This is a genomic window from Wolbachia endosymbiont of Wiebesia pumilae, from assembly GCF_017869285.1.
GTDB lineage: Bacteria > Pseudomonadota > Alphaproteobacteria > Rickettsiales > Anaplasmataceae > Wolbachia > Wolbachia pipientis.
Window position 1 is genome coordinate 622,727 of the sequence record NZ_CP054557.1, and the last position, 16,699, is coordinate 639,425.

Here is a 16,699-nt window from a genome sequence, read left to right on the forward strand (position 1 = left end):
ATATAATGAATAGCACACAATTATTAAAAAAATTGAAATCCAGCAGTTCGCTGTAGCCAATTTGAATCCCACTCTGGATCTACGTCATAGCACCGCAATATCTCAGCATAGATTCCGCTAATGAGTAGCGGAATGACGAGTTTTACGCTTATCAAATTGTAGGTAAATCCTATTTAATACGCTTTTTCTAGTACTCTGCTTTTCTTCTTAAATGCATTGATCTTTTTTCTACCGTATTTAGTCTTTAACGTACTTGGCCTTTTAAAGACCTTTTTGCTGTTACGTTTTTTAAATTGCACACTACAATCAAAATTTAGCTCTCCTTCTTTGTCTGCCAGTGCAGGCAGTCTTCTCTTATCTTGAGGTGTAACAAAAGATAGCGCATACCCTTCAGCTCCAGCGCGTGCAGTTCTACCTATACGATGAATATAGTCAGCTTGCGATTGTGGTGCATCATAATTGATAACATGTTGAATGTGGGGAATATCAAGGCCGCGAGAAGCAACATCTGTTGCAACCATGATTTGATTACGGCCACGACGAAAAGAATTAATGACCCTTTCGCGCTTGTGCTGCCTTAAATCACCATGAATTGCTAAAGCGCTATAGTCATCTTTGTGCAATCTGTTAGCTAGCTGATCCGCTCCTCGCTTTGTTTTGACAAAGATAATGATTGATCCTTCGCGCTGACATAGTTGTGTAACAAGCTTTTCATATTTTTCTGATTCTGATGCATAAACAATTTCTTGCTTAATTTTTACAGAAGTTGTAACCTCACAATCAACAGAAATACGTTCTGGTCGATTAAGGTACTTCTCAGCAAGTTTTACTATATCTCCAGGAAGAGTTGCAGAAAACATAAGAGTTTGCCTTATTTTAGGCAAATGCTTCATAATTTCTTCAATCTGAACTCCAAAGCCCATATCAAACATACGATCCGTTTCATCAAGCACAAGAACGCTAACATTGCGAGTAATCAAAGTTTTACGCTCAATATGGTCTACAATACGACCAGGAGTACCTATTACAATTTGTGGTTTTTTCTGAAGCTGATTTAGCTGCCTAAAAATAGGCTCACCACCAATCAACAAAGCGACCCTTAGTGCAGAATTTTGAGATAAGAGTTTTCTTATCTCATTTGTTACCTGATGCGCAAGCTCTCTGGTTGGCACGATGACTAAAGCTGAACCAGTGTTAGGCTCATTCAGCAACTTAGCAACCAACGGAATAGCAAATGCTAAAGTTTTTCCAGTCCCCGTTTGAGCAGATCCGAGAATATCTTTACCTTGTAGCGCTAAGGGAATCGCTTGTATTTGAATCGGAGTTGGGACGAAAAGATTATTTTTATCTAGAGCTTGTCTAAGCGAAGCTGGGAGACCCATCTCATGAAAATTATTCACAATACGTTAATCCTGTTAAAAGACTTCATAATAGATTAATCTTCCAATCTTAAATTTATTGCAGATTTTTTATCTTCTCCGTTTCTACCGCGCTCCTCTTTAACCTCATAACTCACCCTTTCTCCTTTTATTCCCTTCTCTTTATTCTCTCCTTTAAGTGCCTCAGGTCTTATTCCCGAACGTTCCAATGTGCTAATATGTACAAAAACGTCACCCCCTTTACCTTCTGGCTTGATGAAACCATAGCCTTTTTCGGCATTAAACCATTTTACATTACCAAATTCCATTTAAACAACTCCTAAATTATTAACTAACATTACTAATGTGATGAAAAACTTTAAAATTACGATTGAGAATGCTTTAAGCTTAGCTATTGAAACTAAACCTTTATACTCCATAGTCTATTCTTAACATTACATGACAATAATACACAATTGTTGTACTTGATGCAAATAAATTTTTTAATCGTTAAGCGAACCTGCAACCGTCATTTCGCTAACTTTAATCGTTGGTGAATTAAATTGCCCACAAAAAGTTAGATCATCTGCAACGACTAAATTGCTAAACATATCCTTCAAATTGCTAGCAATGGTAATCTCATGTATTGGATACGTTATTTTTCCATTTTCTATAAAAAATCCGGAAGCGCCTTGGCTGTAATCGCCATTGATTAAATTGACACCAAAACCAAATAAATCAGTTACATATATTCCCTCTTTCACTTCCTGAATTAATTCTTCAAACGATACATCACCATTCTCAATGTAGAGGTTACTAGCTGCAGGAATAACTGCAGCATTACTTGCACGAGTTGCGCTTCCGGTTGTTTCTGAGTCTAATTTTCTAGCCGAGTATAAGTCTAAAATCCAATTTTGTAATATTCCGTTTTTTACAAATATATTTTTCTTGCTAGTTATCCCTTCTCCATCAAATGGTCTCGATGCTATGCCTCTTGGCAACAATGGATCATCGATAATATTAATTCTATCGTTGAAAATCTGAGCGTTTAAACTACCCCTCAAGAAAGAACTGTTGCTTATAATACTGCTCCCATTTATAGCAGAAGCAAAACTTTTTACTAGCCCTTTTGCTGCTCTTTTTTCAAAAATAACTGGAAATTTACCAGTTTTCATTGTACGTGAATTCAATTGATCAACTGCTCTTTTTGCTGCTTCTTTTCCCATTAACTCTGGCAACTTTAAATCACTAAAATTACATGCTATATCATAATCGTAACCAACCTTCATTTCACTTTCTCTTCCAGCAACAACAGAGACCTGATTAGCAAAGGTTGATTTACTAAACGAGCCAATAAAACCAGAAACAGTCGATAATACTGTATTCACTAAAGCGTATGAAGAAGAGGCTCCTTCAGAATTAGTGATACTCTTATGTGCAAGGGCTGAATTTTCTGCAGCTTCAGCAATTTCTTTTAGGTTATCAACGGTTACAACATTATTATCTGAGATACTTAAATCTGCAGAAGAGATATAATTACTACCATTTACAGCAAAATTAATGCAAGGATCTTCTGGCGCATTCTTTGCCATTTCTACCACTTGGCTTACTGTATCACTCAGATTATTCAAATCGTTTGTAGAAATATACGCAGCTTTGTTTTTACCTGCTATAGCTCTGATTCCTACAGTGCAATTTTTAGATTGTGATATTTGCTCAATTTTTGATAGACGCTGAGAAACTGAAGTCTTATTAGTTTCATATATTGTAACTTCCGCATCTTGATTTTTCTTTTTTATTAGTTTAGTAATATCTGCTGCAATATTTAATATATTCATTTTCTATTCCTTAGATTTCTATAAAGATTCTGCACCACCTATAACTTCAATTAAATCAGTCGTAATCGCTGCTTGACGAGAACGATTATAAAGCAATGCTAATTTGTTCAGTATCTCTTTAGTGTTTCTGTTTGCTGATTCCATAGCAACCATTCTAGCACTATTCTCACTCGTTGCACTTTCAAGTAAAGCAGAGTAAAGAGCAATTACAACGTAATCTTGAACCAAAGATTTTAAAATAAATTCAATATTTTGTGGTTCATACTCATAGCCGTAATCTGTTGTTGGACCAGCCAGAGAGCTATCAATCAAGGATGAGTCTTTACTCCATGGTTTTATTGTTTCCAACATTGGTTTTTGCGTGAAGGTATTATAGAATTTACTATAAAAAACTTTAACTTTATCGTATTTACTTAAATCTATACCATCAACCAAAGCTTCTACGTGCTTTAACGTGATTCCCTTACTATTTTCAATTTTTAAGATACTTTTAGAGTCAAATCTATTTTTACCTACATCAAAAGCTTTTTTACCAAGAAATACAATATCTACTTTTTTGCCATTTGCGATTGACTTATTTACACGCTCTTGACTAAATTTGACAATAGAAGAGTTAAAGTTGCCGCACAAGCCACGATCAGACGCAATAATGAATACTAGGTAAGAACCGTCGTTACTGACATTTAGAATTTTTGCCAGTAATTCTTGATCAACTGATAGCATTAATGAAAAAATAATGTTATGCAGCTTAGATACATATAATTTTGAATTTAATAACTTCTTTTGGCTTTGTAACAACTTTGCTGCAGAAACCATTTGCATTATTTTCGTGGTTTTCTGTACAGACCTAATATTCTTAATTCTTAAGGATAATTCCTTTAAGCTCTTCATTTTGTATACAACCCTGATTTATTAAAATATATAACTGTTAGTGTCTAAAAGCAAGTTTTTTTGACATTAAAACCAAGTCTAGCTAAGAAACTTGCAGGTTTATTGTTTGGAGATAAGGATTATATTAAGAAAGTGCTCTAACTTCAGCAATATCAATGTGAAAGTAGCCTAATGGTAATTTCTACACTTTGTGGAATTTTATAATATATAATAAACACAATTAAAACTATTACAACTTGAACACTTATGATCCCATTGTTCTAGTTCCCTGTTACAATTTTTACATTTCCAGCCTGGATCAGGCAAAGCTTCTGAGCCCATCTTGTTTAGCCAATAAATTACCTTGTCGTGTTCTTGCAATGTAACCTTGAGTTGTATTACAATAAAGTAGATTGACATGTAATTAGCTTTTTTCATAGCAGTGTCTAAATATTGACTTGCAAGATCATATTTACCTGAACTCATTGAGGACAAAGCAAGTAAACAGTAACTAAAATAATAATCAGGGCGTAAGTTGTATAGTCTTTCAGCACCTTTACTATTTAAATTGATGTACATTTTAGCTGACTGAGGAGTAGGATTTACTGTATACTCTGCCTCTAGCACTGCAGAAGCTTTTCTGATTTTTCCAAGTTTAATATATAATTCTGCCTTTAAATAATTGATGGGCTGAAAAATTGCACTATAACGTTGTGCTCTAAATAAAGACTTTATAGCCTCCTTAAAATTTCCTTTACTTTCATATTGCTTTGCTAAAGCGCAATAAAACACTGCAAACATTTCTTTATGATCAAAGGGGAGAAAAATATTGGACTTAACTGCTTCCTTCAACCTCAAAATTGCATTAATCCAATCTTCTTTCAATATGCAATGCTCTATTTGAAAGGGAATAGATAGCATTTTATCGTTAATTGAACTAGAGCAATATTCTATAAATTTTTGAAAGACTACTTTTTCTTGTTTGAGGTGGACAATCAGCTTATTGGCTAGAAGTAGAGCTAAGTTACGATTTTTATTTGCAATATTTGTTAAACCGTTACTGAAAAAGCTGTAATTTCCCGTCTTACCTGAGTTAAAGAGCTTTATTAAAGACAACCTATCGCTCTCCTCACTCAGACTTTTAACTAGCTTTTGGGCATTCTCTATATTGTTTAAGTCTATGCTAAAGAAAGCTTCAAAGAGAAGCAATTCTTCCCTATCCCTTCTTCTATTTCTTATGTTGGCAAATGTTGATGAAATGGAGGAAAAAAAGCGTACAAGTGTAATTAATAAAAATAATAAAACTACACAAGTAAAAATAATGAAATATAGATCAATACTTATAGTGTAATTGCCTAATTCCAATTTTATTACTTCACCACTTACCTTGACCCATATACCAAATAAAAACGAAAAAGCGAAAATTATAAAATAAATCATGAGATATATTGTAATAAGTGATGATATATTGTTGAAATATTCTTAGAAGCTACAATAAAACCATTCAATTTATTCAGCCATGGCTTGAATTCTGAATGCGTTAAATTGCTTACTGTAACAGTTATATTTTGCCAATCATTATCATTTATTGACTCCTCAATTTCTGCGAATTTTACTCTTAATGGATCATTTCGGTCGTCTACCTTTATCCAGTTTGAAATGATTTTTTTAGACAATGTACTTTTGTTGTAATCGATAGTATCAATAGTTTTTTCAAAAGATAACTTCAATTCGTGTAAGGTATTTATCTCTTTCAAATTTTCTAATTCATCTACTGCATTTTCTATCTCTGGATCGTCAAGCTCTGATATCAAAGGCTTTATTGAATTTATATGGTTATCAAATTTTGCTTCTCGCAATAACGAATTCTTCATTTTAACCACAAGTAATAGCAATTTTGCAAGGTTCTTACATCTTGAGTTATTATCACCTTGCTCACATTGAGTATGCTGTCTTCTCTTGAGGTCAAATATCTTTTTTTCTATTCTAGATTGATTAACTTCAAGCAACATTCTAAATTCATCCATGTTTTCCGTTAAAGCTTTCACATTGTTTTCACTCTCTTGCTGATTTATTTTTAAAAAGATTATGTTATTTATTGTGATGTAACCGGTAAATAACAATACAATTAAGAACCAACCTATGTACTTTTGCTGAGTATCATTCATAACGTAGTATCTCCGCAGGATCTTGTGCAGCTGCCTGCAACGCAGGAGCAATTGTCGCTAAAAATGATAAGAGTAACGCAAGTGCAGAAATATTTACTACGTCTTGGGGTACTAATATTACTGGCAAACTTGAAAAAAAGTATATCATAGGATCAAACAGCTTGACGTTAGTAATGTTTTCTAAAAACACTCTAATGCTTTCGATATTGAGAGAAAAAACGACACCTATAATACAGCCAAGACAAGTTCCCGTAAAACCGATTAATAGACCACAAGCGCAAAATATACGCATAATGCTTCCACTTGTTGCACCAAATGTACGCATAATTGCAATCGCGGATTTCTTTTCTTGCACTATCATCATTAAATTTGAGATAATATTAAACGCTGCTACAACTATAATCAAAGTGAGAATTAAAAACATCACATTTCTTTCAGTTTTTAAAGCACTAAAATAATGGCTTTGCTGTGATTGCCAACTTTCAGCTTCCATTCCTATTTCTTTTTCTATAGCATCTGCCAGCTTATCAGCTCTAGTAACGTCGTCTACAAGTACTTCTATATTTTTTATGCTATTTTTATAATTAAAAAAGGCTTGTGCTGATTTTAGAGGCATATATATCAAGGTATTATCATACTCAAACATACCCATATCAAATATTGCTATAACTTTATATTTTTTCATTCGCGGCATTTCACCAAGTAATGCATCAAATTCTTCAGATGATATAAACGTAATTTCGTCGCCATAGTCAATGTTCAAAACTTCTGCTAAGCGTGCTCCTATTATTATCCCTTCATCAAATTTTTTTACATCACCTATAATTACATTATTTGTAACGGCAGTACTATCAAGCAAATCTTTAGTTGACACACCTCGCACTACGCTACCTGCAATTTTACCATTTGCTACAATAATAACTTGATCATTGGTCATAGGAGTAGCTTTTAATATACCAGGAATTCTCTCAATAGATTTTGAAACTGCGTAGTAATCTGAATTTATGTTCCTATCAAAATAAACGTTAATATGGCCATCAATGCCAAGTATTGAGTCAAGCAACTTTGCTCTGAATCCGTTCATCACAGACATCACCACTATTAGTGTTGCAACTCCAAGGGCAATGCCGATAATAGAGAACAAAGTCATTATAGAGCAAAATCTGGCATTTCTTGCTCGCAAATAGCAAGCAGCCATAGTAATTTCAAAGGCAATGGACATTACAAAATATTTTTAGGTTAGACATTATATTTTTGAAACTTCGTATAATTGTAGACTTTTCTTTATTTAAAAACTAGAGATTTTTGCTTCCTTAAATTTAGCAGACTTATAGAGTATCTTTAACATTAGAATTTCAAAATCTTCCATATACATCATCCAACCTCACTATATCATTATCAGATAAATGCTCTCCTATCTGAAATTCAACTATTTCAAGTGGAGAGCTTGTGCTTTTATAACATAGAAAAAATCAAGAATATTATTGGGTTTATTCAATAAGTTATAATTCTTTCCTTCCATAATTTTCAAATTGTACAACTAGTTGCTTTACATTTACATCTGTGAGAAGAGCATTTTTGCTAACATGAGGTCTCGGATCAGATTTTGCTGATAAGGGATTCATCTGAGATATTTCATCCCTCATTGGAAATAAGCGAGATTGGGAAGCAACTTTTGGTGATGGCCTAGTTTTTTTCTCCACATCTATATTCACTTGTGCAACAGGAGGGGTCCTGCTTTCAATAGTTTGCGCATTAGGACTTTCTTTTGCTTGATTTTGTTTGAATTTTTTTCTTATCTCTTGTACTTTAATATCGATATTATAATTAATTTCTTTTTCCATAGAAGATACTACCATTTCTAGCTTTGTGCTTGATTTTTGATCAGTATGACCTAACTTTTTAAGTTTTAGTGGTAATTCAGGTTTATCTTTAGTTGATTTAGGAACAGTTCCTACTACTTTTGGTTTTTGTCTAACTTCTTGACCAGCAGTAAACATTTTTTTTGGCAATGGGGGTGCTATTGATGGTTTTGGCAATATTGGAGGTTTAGATTGTTGTTTTTGTTTAAGTTCTCTTTTTGCTTCCATATGTTCTTTAGGAACTGTTACATAAATTAGCTCTTCTCTAGGCGATTTTGAACTTTGTGAATTTTCTGTTAAAATTTTACTCTTCTTCTCTTGATAATTTGATATCTCTTTGTATCCAGGCTTTTCATCTAATGAATTTCCATGGCCTGAATCATTATAATTAACTTCTACTTGTCTATCTTCTTTTAGAAAACTGCGTTCTGGCTTTTCTGGAGCTATTGCAATATTTCCTCTTTCAACTTGCTCCAAACCTGAAATTTTACGATAAGCCTCTAGATATTCAAAGATTGTCATTGAAGTAGGAGGAGGTAATTTATCAATAAAACTACTTATATTCTTAACTGGAACATTTCTTCCCGAGATTCTATTCAATATTTCCTTTAATATCTTAAGACCTGATGGCTTTCCATTCATCGATTTTACATAATCAATTGAGTCACTACGTATAACAAACTTAGCTACATCTTCTGCCTTATCTGTAAAACGCTTTAATGCCTGAGATAAATCCCTTACCGTTTTATTATAATGTCTAATAGTTACTAACTCATCTCTTGCTTTTATAGCTTCTTTAAGAGCCTGTCTTGAAAAGAAATGAGAAAGAGAATATGATGAGATAAGTAAAAAATAGTAGGTAAAAATGTATCCAAGTGATATAAGTGACAAAGAATGGGAAATTTTGGAGCCAAGTGTTGCACAAGGTGCAGTAGGACGGCCAAGAAAGTACAATATTAGAACAATTATTAATGCAATAAGATACATAATGAAAGGTGGTTGCCAGTGGAGAATGCTGCCAAAAGATTTTCCGCCATGGAAAACGGTGTATGATTATTTTCTCAGGTGGCGTAATAGTGGCAAATTGGAAGAAATACACGATATGTTAGTAAAAAAGGTAAGAAAAATGGTTGGCAAAAATGAAATACCTTCGGTAGGAATAATTGACAGTCAATCAGTGAAAACCACTCAAAAAGGGGATCCAGAGGATATGATGCTGGCAAGAAAATAAAGGGTAGAAAACGTCACATCATTGTGGATACAATAGGCCTAATTATTACAGCTGATGTTCATAGTGCAGGCATTCAAGATCGTGATGGTGCTCTAAATCTTTTTACTCAAGCTAAACGAAAAGCTTCAACGCTACAAAGGTTTCTCGCTGATCAGGGATATATTGGTAAATTGCAAAATTACTGTTTATTGAAAACAGGATGTTTATTGACGATTACTAAAAAAGCAGCTGATGCTGTAGGATTTCAAGTTATTCCTAAACGGTGGATTGTTGAAAGAACTTTTGCTTGGCTTTCCAATTTTAGACGTATGAGCAAGGATTATGAGCATTCTCCTCTTACTTCAAAAACTAATATCTCCTTTAATATGATTACTATTATGCTTGCTAAATTAGCTGCTTAGTTCCTTTCAAGACAGGTTCTAAGGAAACTGAGATTTTCTCTATAATTGTCACTTTTAAATGGATCCTTCATATTAATTACAACTCATTATTTATTAAAATATGGGTATAGGTTTAAAATATTAAGATTTAGTAAATATTATTTTTTACATAAAGCAGCTATACCCATATTATAAATTGCCAACAAATGCATTTATGGCGTTACCATATTCTTCCATATACATCATCCAATCTCACTATATCATTATCAGATAAATGCTCTCCTATCTGAAATTCAACTATTTCAAGTGGAAAGCTTGTGCTTCTATTTTCAATCCTATGGGAAACTTCCCTTGGGATTTCTATCATATGGTCCTTTGCTATAGCATATTCTTTGTCTTCTAAACTAACATATCCAACTCCTGATAGCACTATATGGTATTCATCTCTATAGTGATGGAATTGCTTAGAAGTGCAGCTTAATGGATTGATAAAAAGATATTTTATAAGAAAATTTTCGCTCATTAAAATTATACTACAAAATCCCCATGGTTTAACTTCTTTCCTTATCACCTTTACTTTCTTAACTTTATGAATAAATGAAATTAGACTTTTGTTTGGTTGCTTACAAGCTCCACTCAATAAATTTTTATTACTTTCTGTCGTTGAAACTGGTTCTTTTTCTCTAATCACATGCTGAAATGATGCCGGTTCTTTACTAAACTTCTCACTCAATTCTAAAACTGAATTCCAAGTTCCAACATCCAACCAATCGAAATTAGCTTCTATCATTGCAACGTTTTTTGCTTTCTCCATCACCAAGTAATCAATGGATATGCCTTCAATTCCTGCAAAATCTCGTTGTTTTAAATACAGAAATCTCTCTTGCGGTGTGAAATATTTAAAACATAAATTGTAAAGATTCGGGGCAGATTTTTTAATCTCATCTATGTAGCGTTTTGCTTTAAACACAAATATTCCAGAGTTCCAATAATGATCGTTACTTAACTTACGCTCGGGCTTTTCTGTAAAATCTTTCACTATATGACATTTTTCTTTCTGATCATATACTGCATTTATATAGCCGTATTCAGAATTGAATTCATGAGGCTTAACCCCAAAAGTGACTATAGAGTTAGTTTCAGAGGCTAACTTAGACGCTTTTTGAGTAGAAGCATAAAAACTATTCAAATCACCTATAAAATGGTCTGAAGGCAGAATTAACATTGTCTCGTTTTCATTGCAGAGAAGTGCAGCAATTAATATTGCCGCTGCTGTTCCAATTTTCACTGGTTCGAAAATCACTTTATATTCTTGCAGTGCATGCAATTCCTCCATCACTAATGACTCGTACTGTATATTTGTAGCAATTATGGGCGGCATACAATCGCTTTTTAGCCTCAACAAAGTGTTGTGAAACATAGTGTTCTGACTAAATATTTTCTGAAATTGCTTTGGCTTAGAACCTGTCTTGAAAGGAACTAAGCAGCTAATTTAGCAAGCATAATAGTAATCATATTAAAGGAGATATTAGTTTTTGAAGTAAGAGGAGAATGCTCATAATCCTTGCTCATACGTCTAAAATTGGAAAGCCAAGCAAAAGTTCTTTCAACAATCCACCGTTTAGGAATAACTTGAAATCCTACAGCATCAGCTGCTTTTTTAGTAATCGTCAATAAACATCCTGTTTTCAATAAACAGTAATTTTGCAATTTACCAATATATCCCTGATCAGCGAGAAACCTTTGTAGCGTTGAAGCTTTTCGTTTAGCTTGAGTAAAAAGATTTAGAGCACCATCACGATCTTGAATGCCTGCACTATGAACATCAGCTGTAATAATTAGGCCTATTGTATCCACAATGATGTGACGTTTTCTACCCTTTATTTTCTTGCCAGCATCATATCCTCTGGATCCCCTTTTTGAGTGGTTTTCACTGATTGACTGTCAATTATTCCTACCGAAGGTATTTCATTTTTGCCAACCATTTTTCTTACCTTTTTTACTAACATATCGTGTATTTCTTCCAATTTGCCACTATTACGCCACCTGAGAAAATAATCATACACCGTTTTCCATGGCGGAAAATCTTTTGGCAGCATTCTCCACTGGCAACCACCTTTCATTATGTATCTTATTGCATTAATAATTGTTCTAATATTGTACTTTCTTGGCCGTCCTACTGCACCTTGTGCAACACTTGGCTCCAAAATTTCCCATTCTTTGTCACTTATATCACTTGGATACATTTTTACCTACTATTTTTTACTTATCTCATCATATTCTCTTTCTCATTTCTTTTCAAGACAGGCTCTTAGATAAAGGCCAAAGTCTGCTACCACTACCACCACACAATATTACAGGGCGCATTTAGTTAAGATATTAATTAAATAATTAATATCTTATACTGAGGGCAAAATACATGCAAGTTTTTGTTGTGGAATAGTTAATAAAGAAAGTAAATGTTGATTTAAAGTAATTGCTAATGAGAGTGATCATGTGTAGCGCCTTGCCCTTGCTGTGAATTTCTTCTATTTTGTAATTCCTCAACATGACCTTTTCTTTTATCACTTAATATTTCATTACCCTTATTTTGTTCTTCCTCAGGACTCTTTAGTATTTCATTACTCTTGCTAACTTCTTTATCATCCCCTTGTTTCTTTGGCCTTCTAGCGTTAAGCTCATCCCATGTGCCCACTAGTGAATCACGATTCCCATGATCCGGCTTTAGCCTTTCTTCACCTTTAATAACATTAAAGTCACTTTTTGCTTCTTCCAAACATCCTTTCAGTTGGTGTTTCCACATGGTGTAGTAAGCATCACCATATTTTTTCTCATTTGCTACAAACAATAAAATTGGAGCCTTAAGTATGGTAGCTCCCATATCCACTAAATTTTTTACTGCCATTGCAGGAGTAAATAAAAGATAACCAAAAGACTTTGCAATTGGGTTTTGTTCGCTTATTAAATGCTCCCCTAACTTTATAGGAAGAGAAGTCAACAATTTAGTACAAACTTTAGCTAAACTTGTAGCAAAAACGATAGGAACAGATATAAGACTTTTATCTAGCTCTAGATTACCATTCTGATCTCTAATTTCTGAAAAATGGGTGCTTAGCTTCTTGTAATCACTAGTGTATAATAATTCTCCATTTCTTCCTTTTTCATCAACAACTTCCTGAACTTTACCTCCTTTATTTTTTACCTCTTTAGTTAGCACAGAAGAATTAGTTAATTCAAATGGATATTGAGGATCCTTAGTTTTTTCAGCTTCAAAAATTGACACGTGTTTTTTCAAATCCATTCTCGAAAAGCCTAATGGCTCAAAATATGACTTATGCAACTCATTTATCGGAATTTGCTTACCCTGATTGTCTATATAATTGATAGTAAAATAAGATCTATCATTATCTTTATCTTTGGTAACTAAAGATAATCTGAAACTTGGTTGTTCTCCATTCTCATCTTTTTGACCATACAAAAGTTTATAGGTTGGATTTTTATCTTTATCTAGTATAGCATTTCCATGCATATCCCTGTTTTCTATGATTTTAGCAGACTGTACAATTTGATCATAATTTTTTGGATACTGGCATTTCCTTCCATCATACATCATTACCTTTCTAAGGTCTTCGACGTAAACTTGAGATTCAGGTGAAGTAAGCAGACCTTTTGCTTTAAGTGTAAGATCTATTGCTCCCTTTTTTAATGCTTCAAACATATTGTCAAACCAAAATCGCTATAATGCTATAGTTCAATAATAAAACTAGTACACTAATAATATATTAACACAGCACCGGTGATTTTACAAGAAAATATGCCTGTAGAAGATAAAGATTGTAAAAGCGAGGGTTATATAAGTAATGCTTGATAAGTACTTTATGCATGTAATTGTAAAAATCCTCAAAGGTACGCTGTGTATATAATCTTCGCATACTACCTGCATTCCAAGAACTGCGTGCCAAAAAATGCAAAACAACAATACAACAAAAAATAAAAGCTCTAGAGGGTGATTAATAAATTTTTCACTAAAAGACAAAGAGCTATCAGTATAAAATGTGCAAGAAAATGAATAGATAAACCAAGGAAACAGGAACAGTAAAATTACCGCAGAAACACGCTGAACCCACCAATGATGTACTGAATTTCCAGACTGACTCATATAAACATAAATAAAAAAGCCATAGTAGAAAGAAGTAGCGTTACTGTCAGCAGTATAGCACTCCTTGAAACGCCAGTAATTTCTAAATTAAGCCCAACATCCCACAATAAATGACGAATACCATTAAGAAAATGATATACAAAACTTATAAAACATAAGACATAAGCTAATTTAGCAACAGGAGTGAATAATAATGCATTTAAGTACCTTACTATAAGTAACTCAGGAAAGTAAACATGTAATATGAAATACCAAGAAAGTATCATTAATAAAAGGAATAGCAAGATACCAGTCAATCTATGCATAATAGAGAAAAAACTAGTAACTTGTACTTTATATATTTGTAAATGTGGAGAAAGAGGTCTATCACTCATAAAATTCCGTTATCGGGAAATTAAAATAAAGTAGAAGCAAAGACAGCAGTATAGCACATAACAACACCATCATTAAAAATGGTAAATTATGTGCAAAGCCTAAGGAGGTAATCCAGCTGCAGATTCCCCTACTGCTACCTTGTTACGACTTCACCCCAGTCACCGATCCCACTTTAAATAACTCCCTCCTTGCGGTTAGGTCGTTAGCTTCGAGTGAAACCAATTCCCATGGCGTGACGGGCAGTGTGTACAAGACCCGAGAACGTATTCACCGTGGCGTGCTGATCCACGATTACTAGCGATTCCAACTTCATGCACTCGAGTTGCAGAGTACAATCCGAACTGAGATGGCTTTTAAGGGATTAGCTTAGCCTCGCGACTTTGCAGCCCATTGTAGCCACCATTGTAGCACGTGTGTAGCCCACTCCATAAGGGCCATGATGACTTGACATCATCCCCACCTTCCTCCAGTTTATCACTGGCAGTTTCCTTAAAGTCCCCAGCATTACCTGATGGTAACTAAGGATGAGGGTTGCGCTCGTTGCGGGACTTAACCCAACATCTCACGACACGAGCTGACGACAGCCATGCAACACCTGTGTGAAACCCGGCCGAACCGACCCTATCCCTTCGAATAGGTATAATTTCCATGTCAAGGAGTGGTAAGGTTTTTCGCGTTGCATCGAATTAAACCACATGCTCCACCGCTTGTGCGGGTCCCCGTCAATTCCTTTGAGTTTTAATCTTGCGACCGTAGTCCCCAGGCGGAATGTTTAACGCGTTAGCTGTAATACAGAAAGTAAAACTTCCCATATTTAACATTCATCGTTTACAGCGTGGACTACCAGGGTATCTAATCCTGTTTGCTCCCCACGCCTTCGCGCCTCAGCGTCAGATTTGAACCAGATAGACGCCTTCGCCACTGGTGTTCCTCCTAATATTTACGAATTTCACCTCTACACTAGGAATTCCTCTATCCTCTTTCAATCTCTAGATTAGCAGTTTTAAAAGCAATTCCAAGGTTGAGCCTTGGGATTTCACTTTTAACTTACTAACCCGCCTACGCGCCCTTTACGCCCAATAATTCCGAATAACGCTAGCCCTCTCCGTATTACCGCGGCTGCTGGCACGGAGTTAGCCAGGACTTCTTCTGTGAGTACCGTCATTATCTTCCTCACTAAAAGAGCTTTACAACCCAAAGGCCTTCTTCACTCATGCGGCATGGCTGGATCAGGCTTTCGCCCATTGTCCAATATTCCCCACTGCTGCCTCCCGTAGGAGTCTGGACCGTATCTCAGTTCCAGTGTGGCTGATCATCCTCTCAGATCAGCTATAGATCATTGCCTTGGTAGGCTATTACTCCACCAACTAGCTAATCTAATATAGGCTCATCTAATAGCAATAAATTTTTCCCCCGTAGGGCGTATACGGTATTAGTTGCCGTTTCCAACAATTATTCCGTACTACTAGGTAGATTCCTATACATTACTCACCCGTCTGCCACTAAGTTATACCATAGCAAGCTACAATATAACTCCGTTCGACTTGCATGTGTTAGGCCTGCCGCCAGCGTTCATTCTGAGCCAGGATCAAACTCTCAAATTTAGACTTCAACCTATAAAAGGTTGAGGGTACATCGGATAAATCCGACAAAAAATAATTTAGCTTAATACTGCTGTCTTTATTTCTACTTTAGAAATATTTTAATCTCCAACTATTCAAACAACTTTAAGAATATTATTATGTGATATAATCACTATGTCAATATGTTTTTGCAAATCAAAAGCATTAATGTATAAATATATAACTATTTGGAATATTACCATGAAAAAATACATCTTTCTGCTTGCACTCGCGCCAATGTTAGTTGGCATCACATTATACTTATTGCACAACATTGATAACACAAAACAATCTATAACTGCAGGTGACAAGTTTTACGAAGTATTATTCTTAAAAAAAGATAATAAGCCGCTGCTAGAAGAAATAGATTCAAATTGGGAGTATTTAGCAAATTTTGAACGCGCATTCAATCATATCTCAGATTCAATGCCAACAGACACAGCATCTATTTATAATGATTTGGCAGATGATAAAGATGCTCCTAATGTTTTGCGTGAGTTAGCACAATATTTAGAAGTAATGAGCTTACTTCACTCCAACGGTGAAAAAATAAATAAAGATAAAATTGATAATTTAGAATCAAGTACAGTGTATCCTTATTCAAGCCAAGAAGCTATCGCTGTAGTAAAGATACACAATAACGACATTAAAGGTGCAACTGAAGTATTGCGTTCCCTATTAAATGACAGAAAATGCCCTACTCTAATAAAGGCTAATGCACAAGAACTACTCCGGATATATGGGAGTTAACTCATTGGACTTTTTGCATAGCTTTTGGCAGCGCATTGGATGAAACGAAAAACTTCCTTGACAAGCCTCGCCAGCTCCCTTATCAT

At 34.6% G+C, this 16,699-nt stretch carries 16 protein-coding genes and 1 rRNA gene; 2 read left to right on the top strand and 15 right to left on the bottom strand.

Translation table 11 applies throughout. The annotated features are described in order from the left end of the window. Positions 1-173: 173 nt before the first annotated feature. The 8 genes from HUB92_RS03250 to HUB92_RS03285 form a co-directional block, all read right to left on the bottom strand. Complete coding sequence (locus tag HUB92_RS03250; protein WP_244663115.1) at positions 174-1,400, bottom strand: DEAD/DEAH box helicase; 1,227 nt, start codon at positions 1,398-1,400, stop codon at positions 174-176. A 35-nt stretch (positions 1,401-1,435) separates the two neighbouring features. Then, entirely contained in the window at positions 1,436-1,687 is a 252-nt protein-coding gene (locus HUB92_RS03255) for a cold-shock protein (protein ID WP_006279919.1), read from the bottom strand. Between the two features lie 174 nt (positions 1,688-1,861). Beyond that, positions 1,862-3,196 (bottom strand): TldD/PmbA family protein, encoded by a 1,335-nt coding sequence (locus tag HUB92_RS03260; RefSeq protein WP_209473315.1) that lies wholly within the window; start codon positions 3,194-3,196, stop codon positions 1,862-1,864. A gap of 18 nt (positions 3,197-3,214) precedes the next feature. Next, a complete protein-coding gene (gene atpG, locus HUB92_RS03265) occupies positions 3,215-4,087 on the bottom strand; it encodes an ATP synthase F1 subunit gamma (RefSeq protein WP_010081973.1) in 873 nt (290 codons plus the stop codon). A 198-nt stretch (positions 4,088-4,285) separates the two neighbouring features. After that, positions 4,286-5,506, bottom strand: a complete 1,221-nt coding sequence (locus HUB92_RS03270; protein WP_209473317.1) for a heme biosynthesis protein HemY — start codon at positions 5,504-5,506, stop codon at positions 4,286-4,288. Beyond that, positions 5,503-6,234, bottom strand: coding sequence for a hypothetical protein (locus HUB92_RS03275; RefSeq protein ID WP_209473319.1), 732 nt, complete (start codon positions 6,232-6,234; stop codon positions 5,503-5,505). Before HUB92_RS03275 ends, HUB92_RS03270 begins: the two co-directional genes overlap by 4 nt. Then, positions 6,227-7,456 (bottom strand): lipoprotein-releasing ABC transporter permease subunit, encoded by a 1,230-nt coding sequence (locus HUB92_RS03280; RefSeq protein ID WP_070357005.1) that lies wholly within the window; start codon positions 7,454-7,456, stop codon positions 6,227-6,229. The genes HUB92_RS03275 and HUB92_RS03280 overlap by 8 nt, the downstream gene beginning before the upstream one ends. Before the next feature lie 280 nt (positions 7,457-7,736). After that, the gene (locus HUB92_RS03285; protein ID WP_244663116.1) at positions 7,737-8,987 is read right to left on the bottom strand and encodes a hypothetical protein; all 1,251 of its coding nucleotides are present in this window, start codon (positions 8,985-8,987) and stop codon (positions 7,737-7,739) included. Between HUB92_RS03285 and HUB92_RS03290 the strand changes: the two genes are divergently transcribed. Beyond that, a protein-coding gene (locus tag HUB92_RS03290) for an IS5 family transposase (protein ID WP_410543338.1) occupies positions 8,962-9,728 on the top strand; the annotation gives its coding sequence in 2 pieces (ribosomal slippage) (positions 8,962-9,289 and positions 9,289-9,728; 768 coding nt in all). The genes HUB92_RS03285 and HUB92_RS03290 overlap by 26 nt on opposite strands. Before the next feature lie 199 nt (positions 9,729-9,927). Here HUB92_RS03290 and HUB92_RS03295 read toward each other — a convergent pair. The 7 genes from HUB92_RS03295 to HUB92_RS03325 all read right to left on the bottom strand — a co-directional run bounded on the left by HUB92_RS03295 (position 9,928) and on the right by HUB92_RS03325 (position 15,845). Then, positions 9,928-11,199 (bottom strand): sugar phosphate nucleotidyltransferase, encoded by a 1,272-nt coding sequence (locus tag HUB92_RS03295; protein ID WP_209473367.1) that lies wholly within the window; start codon positions 11,197-11,199, stop codon positions 9,928-9,930. After that, a protein-coding gene (locus HUB92_RS03300) for an IS5 family transposase (protein WP_410543338.1) occupies positions 11,187-11,953 on the bottom strand; the annotation gives its coding sequence in 2 pieces (ribosomal slippage) (positions 11,187-11,626 and positions 11,626-11,953; 768 coding nt in all). Before HUB92_RS03300 ends, HUB92_RS03295 begins: the two co-directional genes overlap by 13 nt. Positions 11,954-12,005: 52 nt before the next feature. Next, positions 12,006-12,074: a sugar phosphate nucleotidyltransferase gene (locus tag HUB92_RS07105; protein WP_209473369.1), complete on the bottom strand. Its 69-nt coding sequence runs from the start codon at positions 12,072-12,074 to the stop codon at positions 12,006-12,008. Between the two features lie 112 nt (positions 12,075-12,186). Then, positions 12,187-13,425 carry a hypothetical protein gene (locus tag HUB92_RS03310; protein WP_209473321.1) on the bottom strand — a complete coding sequence of 413 codons (1,239 nt, stop codon included), beginning with the start codon at positions 13,423-13,425 and terminating at the stop codon, positions 12,187-12,189. An 84-nt stretch (positions 13,426-13,509) separates the two neighbouring features. Continuing rightward, the gene (gene sdhD, locus HUB92_RS03315; RefSeq protein WP_010963113.1) at positions 13,510-13,866 is read right to left on the bottom strand and encodes a succinate dehydrogenase, hydrophobic membrane anchor protein; all 357 of its coding nucleotides are present in this window, start codon (positions 13,864-13,866) and stop codon (positions 13,510-13,512) included. Next, positions 13,863-14,240: a succinate dehydrogenase, cytochrome b556 subunit gene (sdhC, locus tag HUB92_RS03320; RefSeq protein WP_010963112.1), complete on the bottom strand. Its 378-nt coding sequence runs from the start codon at positions 14,238-14,240 to the stop codon at positions 13,863-13,865. The genes sdhD and sdhC overlap by 4 nt, the downstream gene beginning before the upstream one ends. A gap of 100 nt (positions 14,241-14,340) precedes the next feature. Beyond that, positions 14,341-15,845 (bottom strand): 16S ribosomal RNA (locus HUB92_RS03325). 153 nt (positions 15,846-15,998) lie between these two features. Here HUB92_RS03325 and HUB92_RS03330 point away from each other — a divergent pair. Then, complete coding sequence (locus HUB92_RS03330) at positions 15,999-16,613, top strand: tetratricopeptide repeat protein (protein ID WP_209473323.1); 615 nt, start codon at positions 15,999-16,001, stop codon at positions 16,611-16,613. The last annotated feature ends 86 nt before the right edge of the window (positions 16,614-16,699 follow it).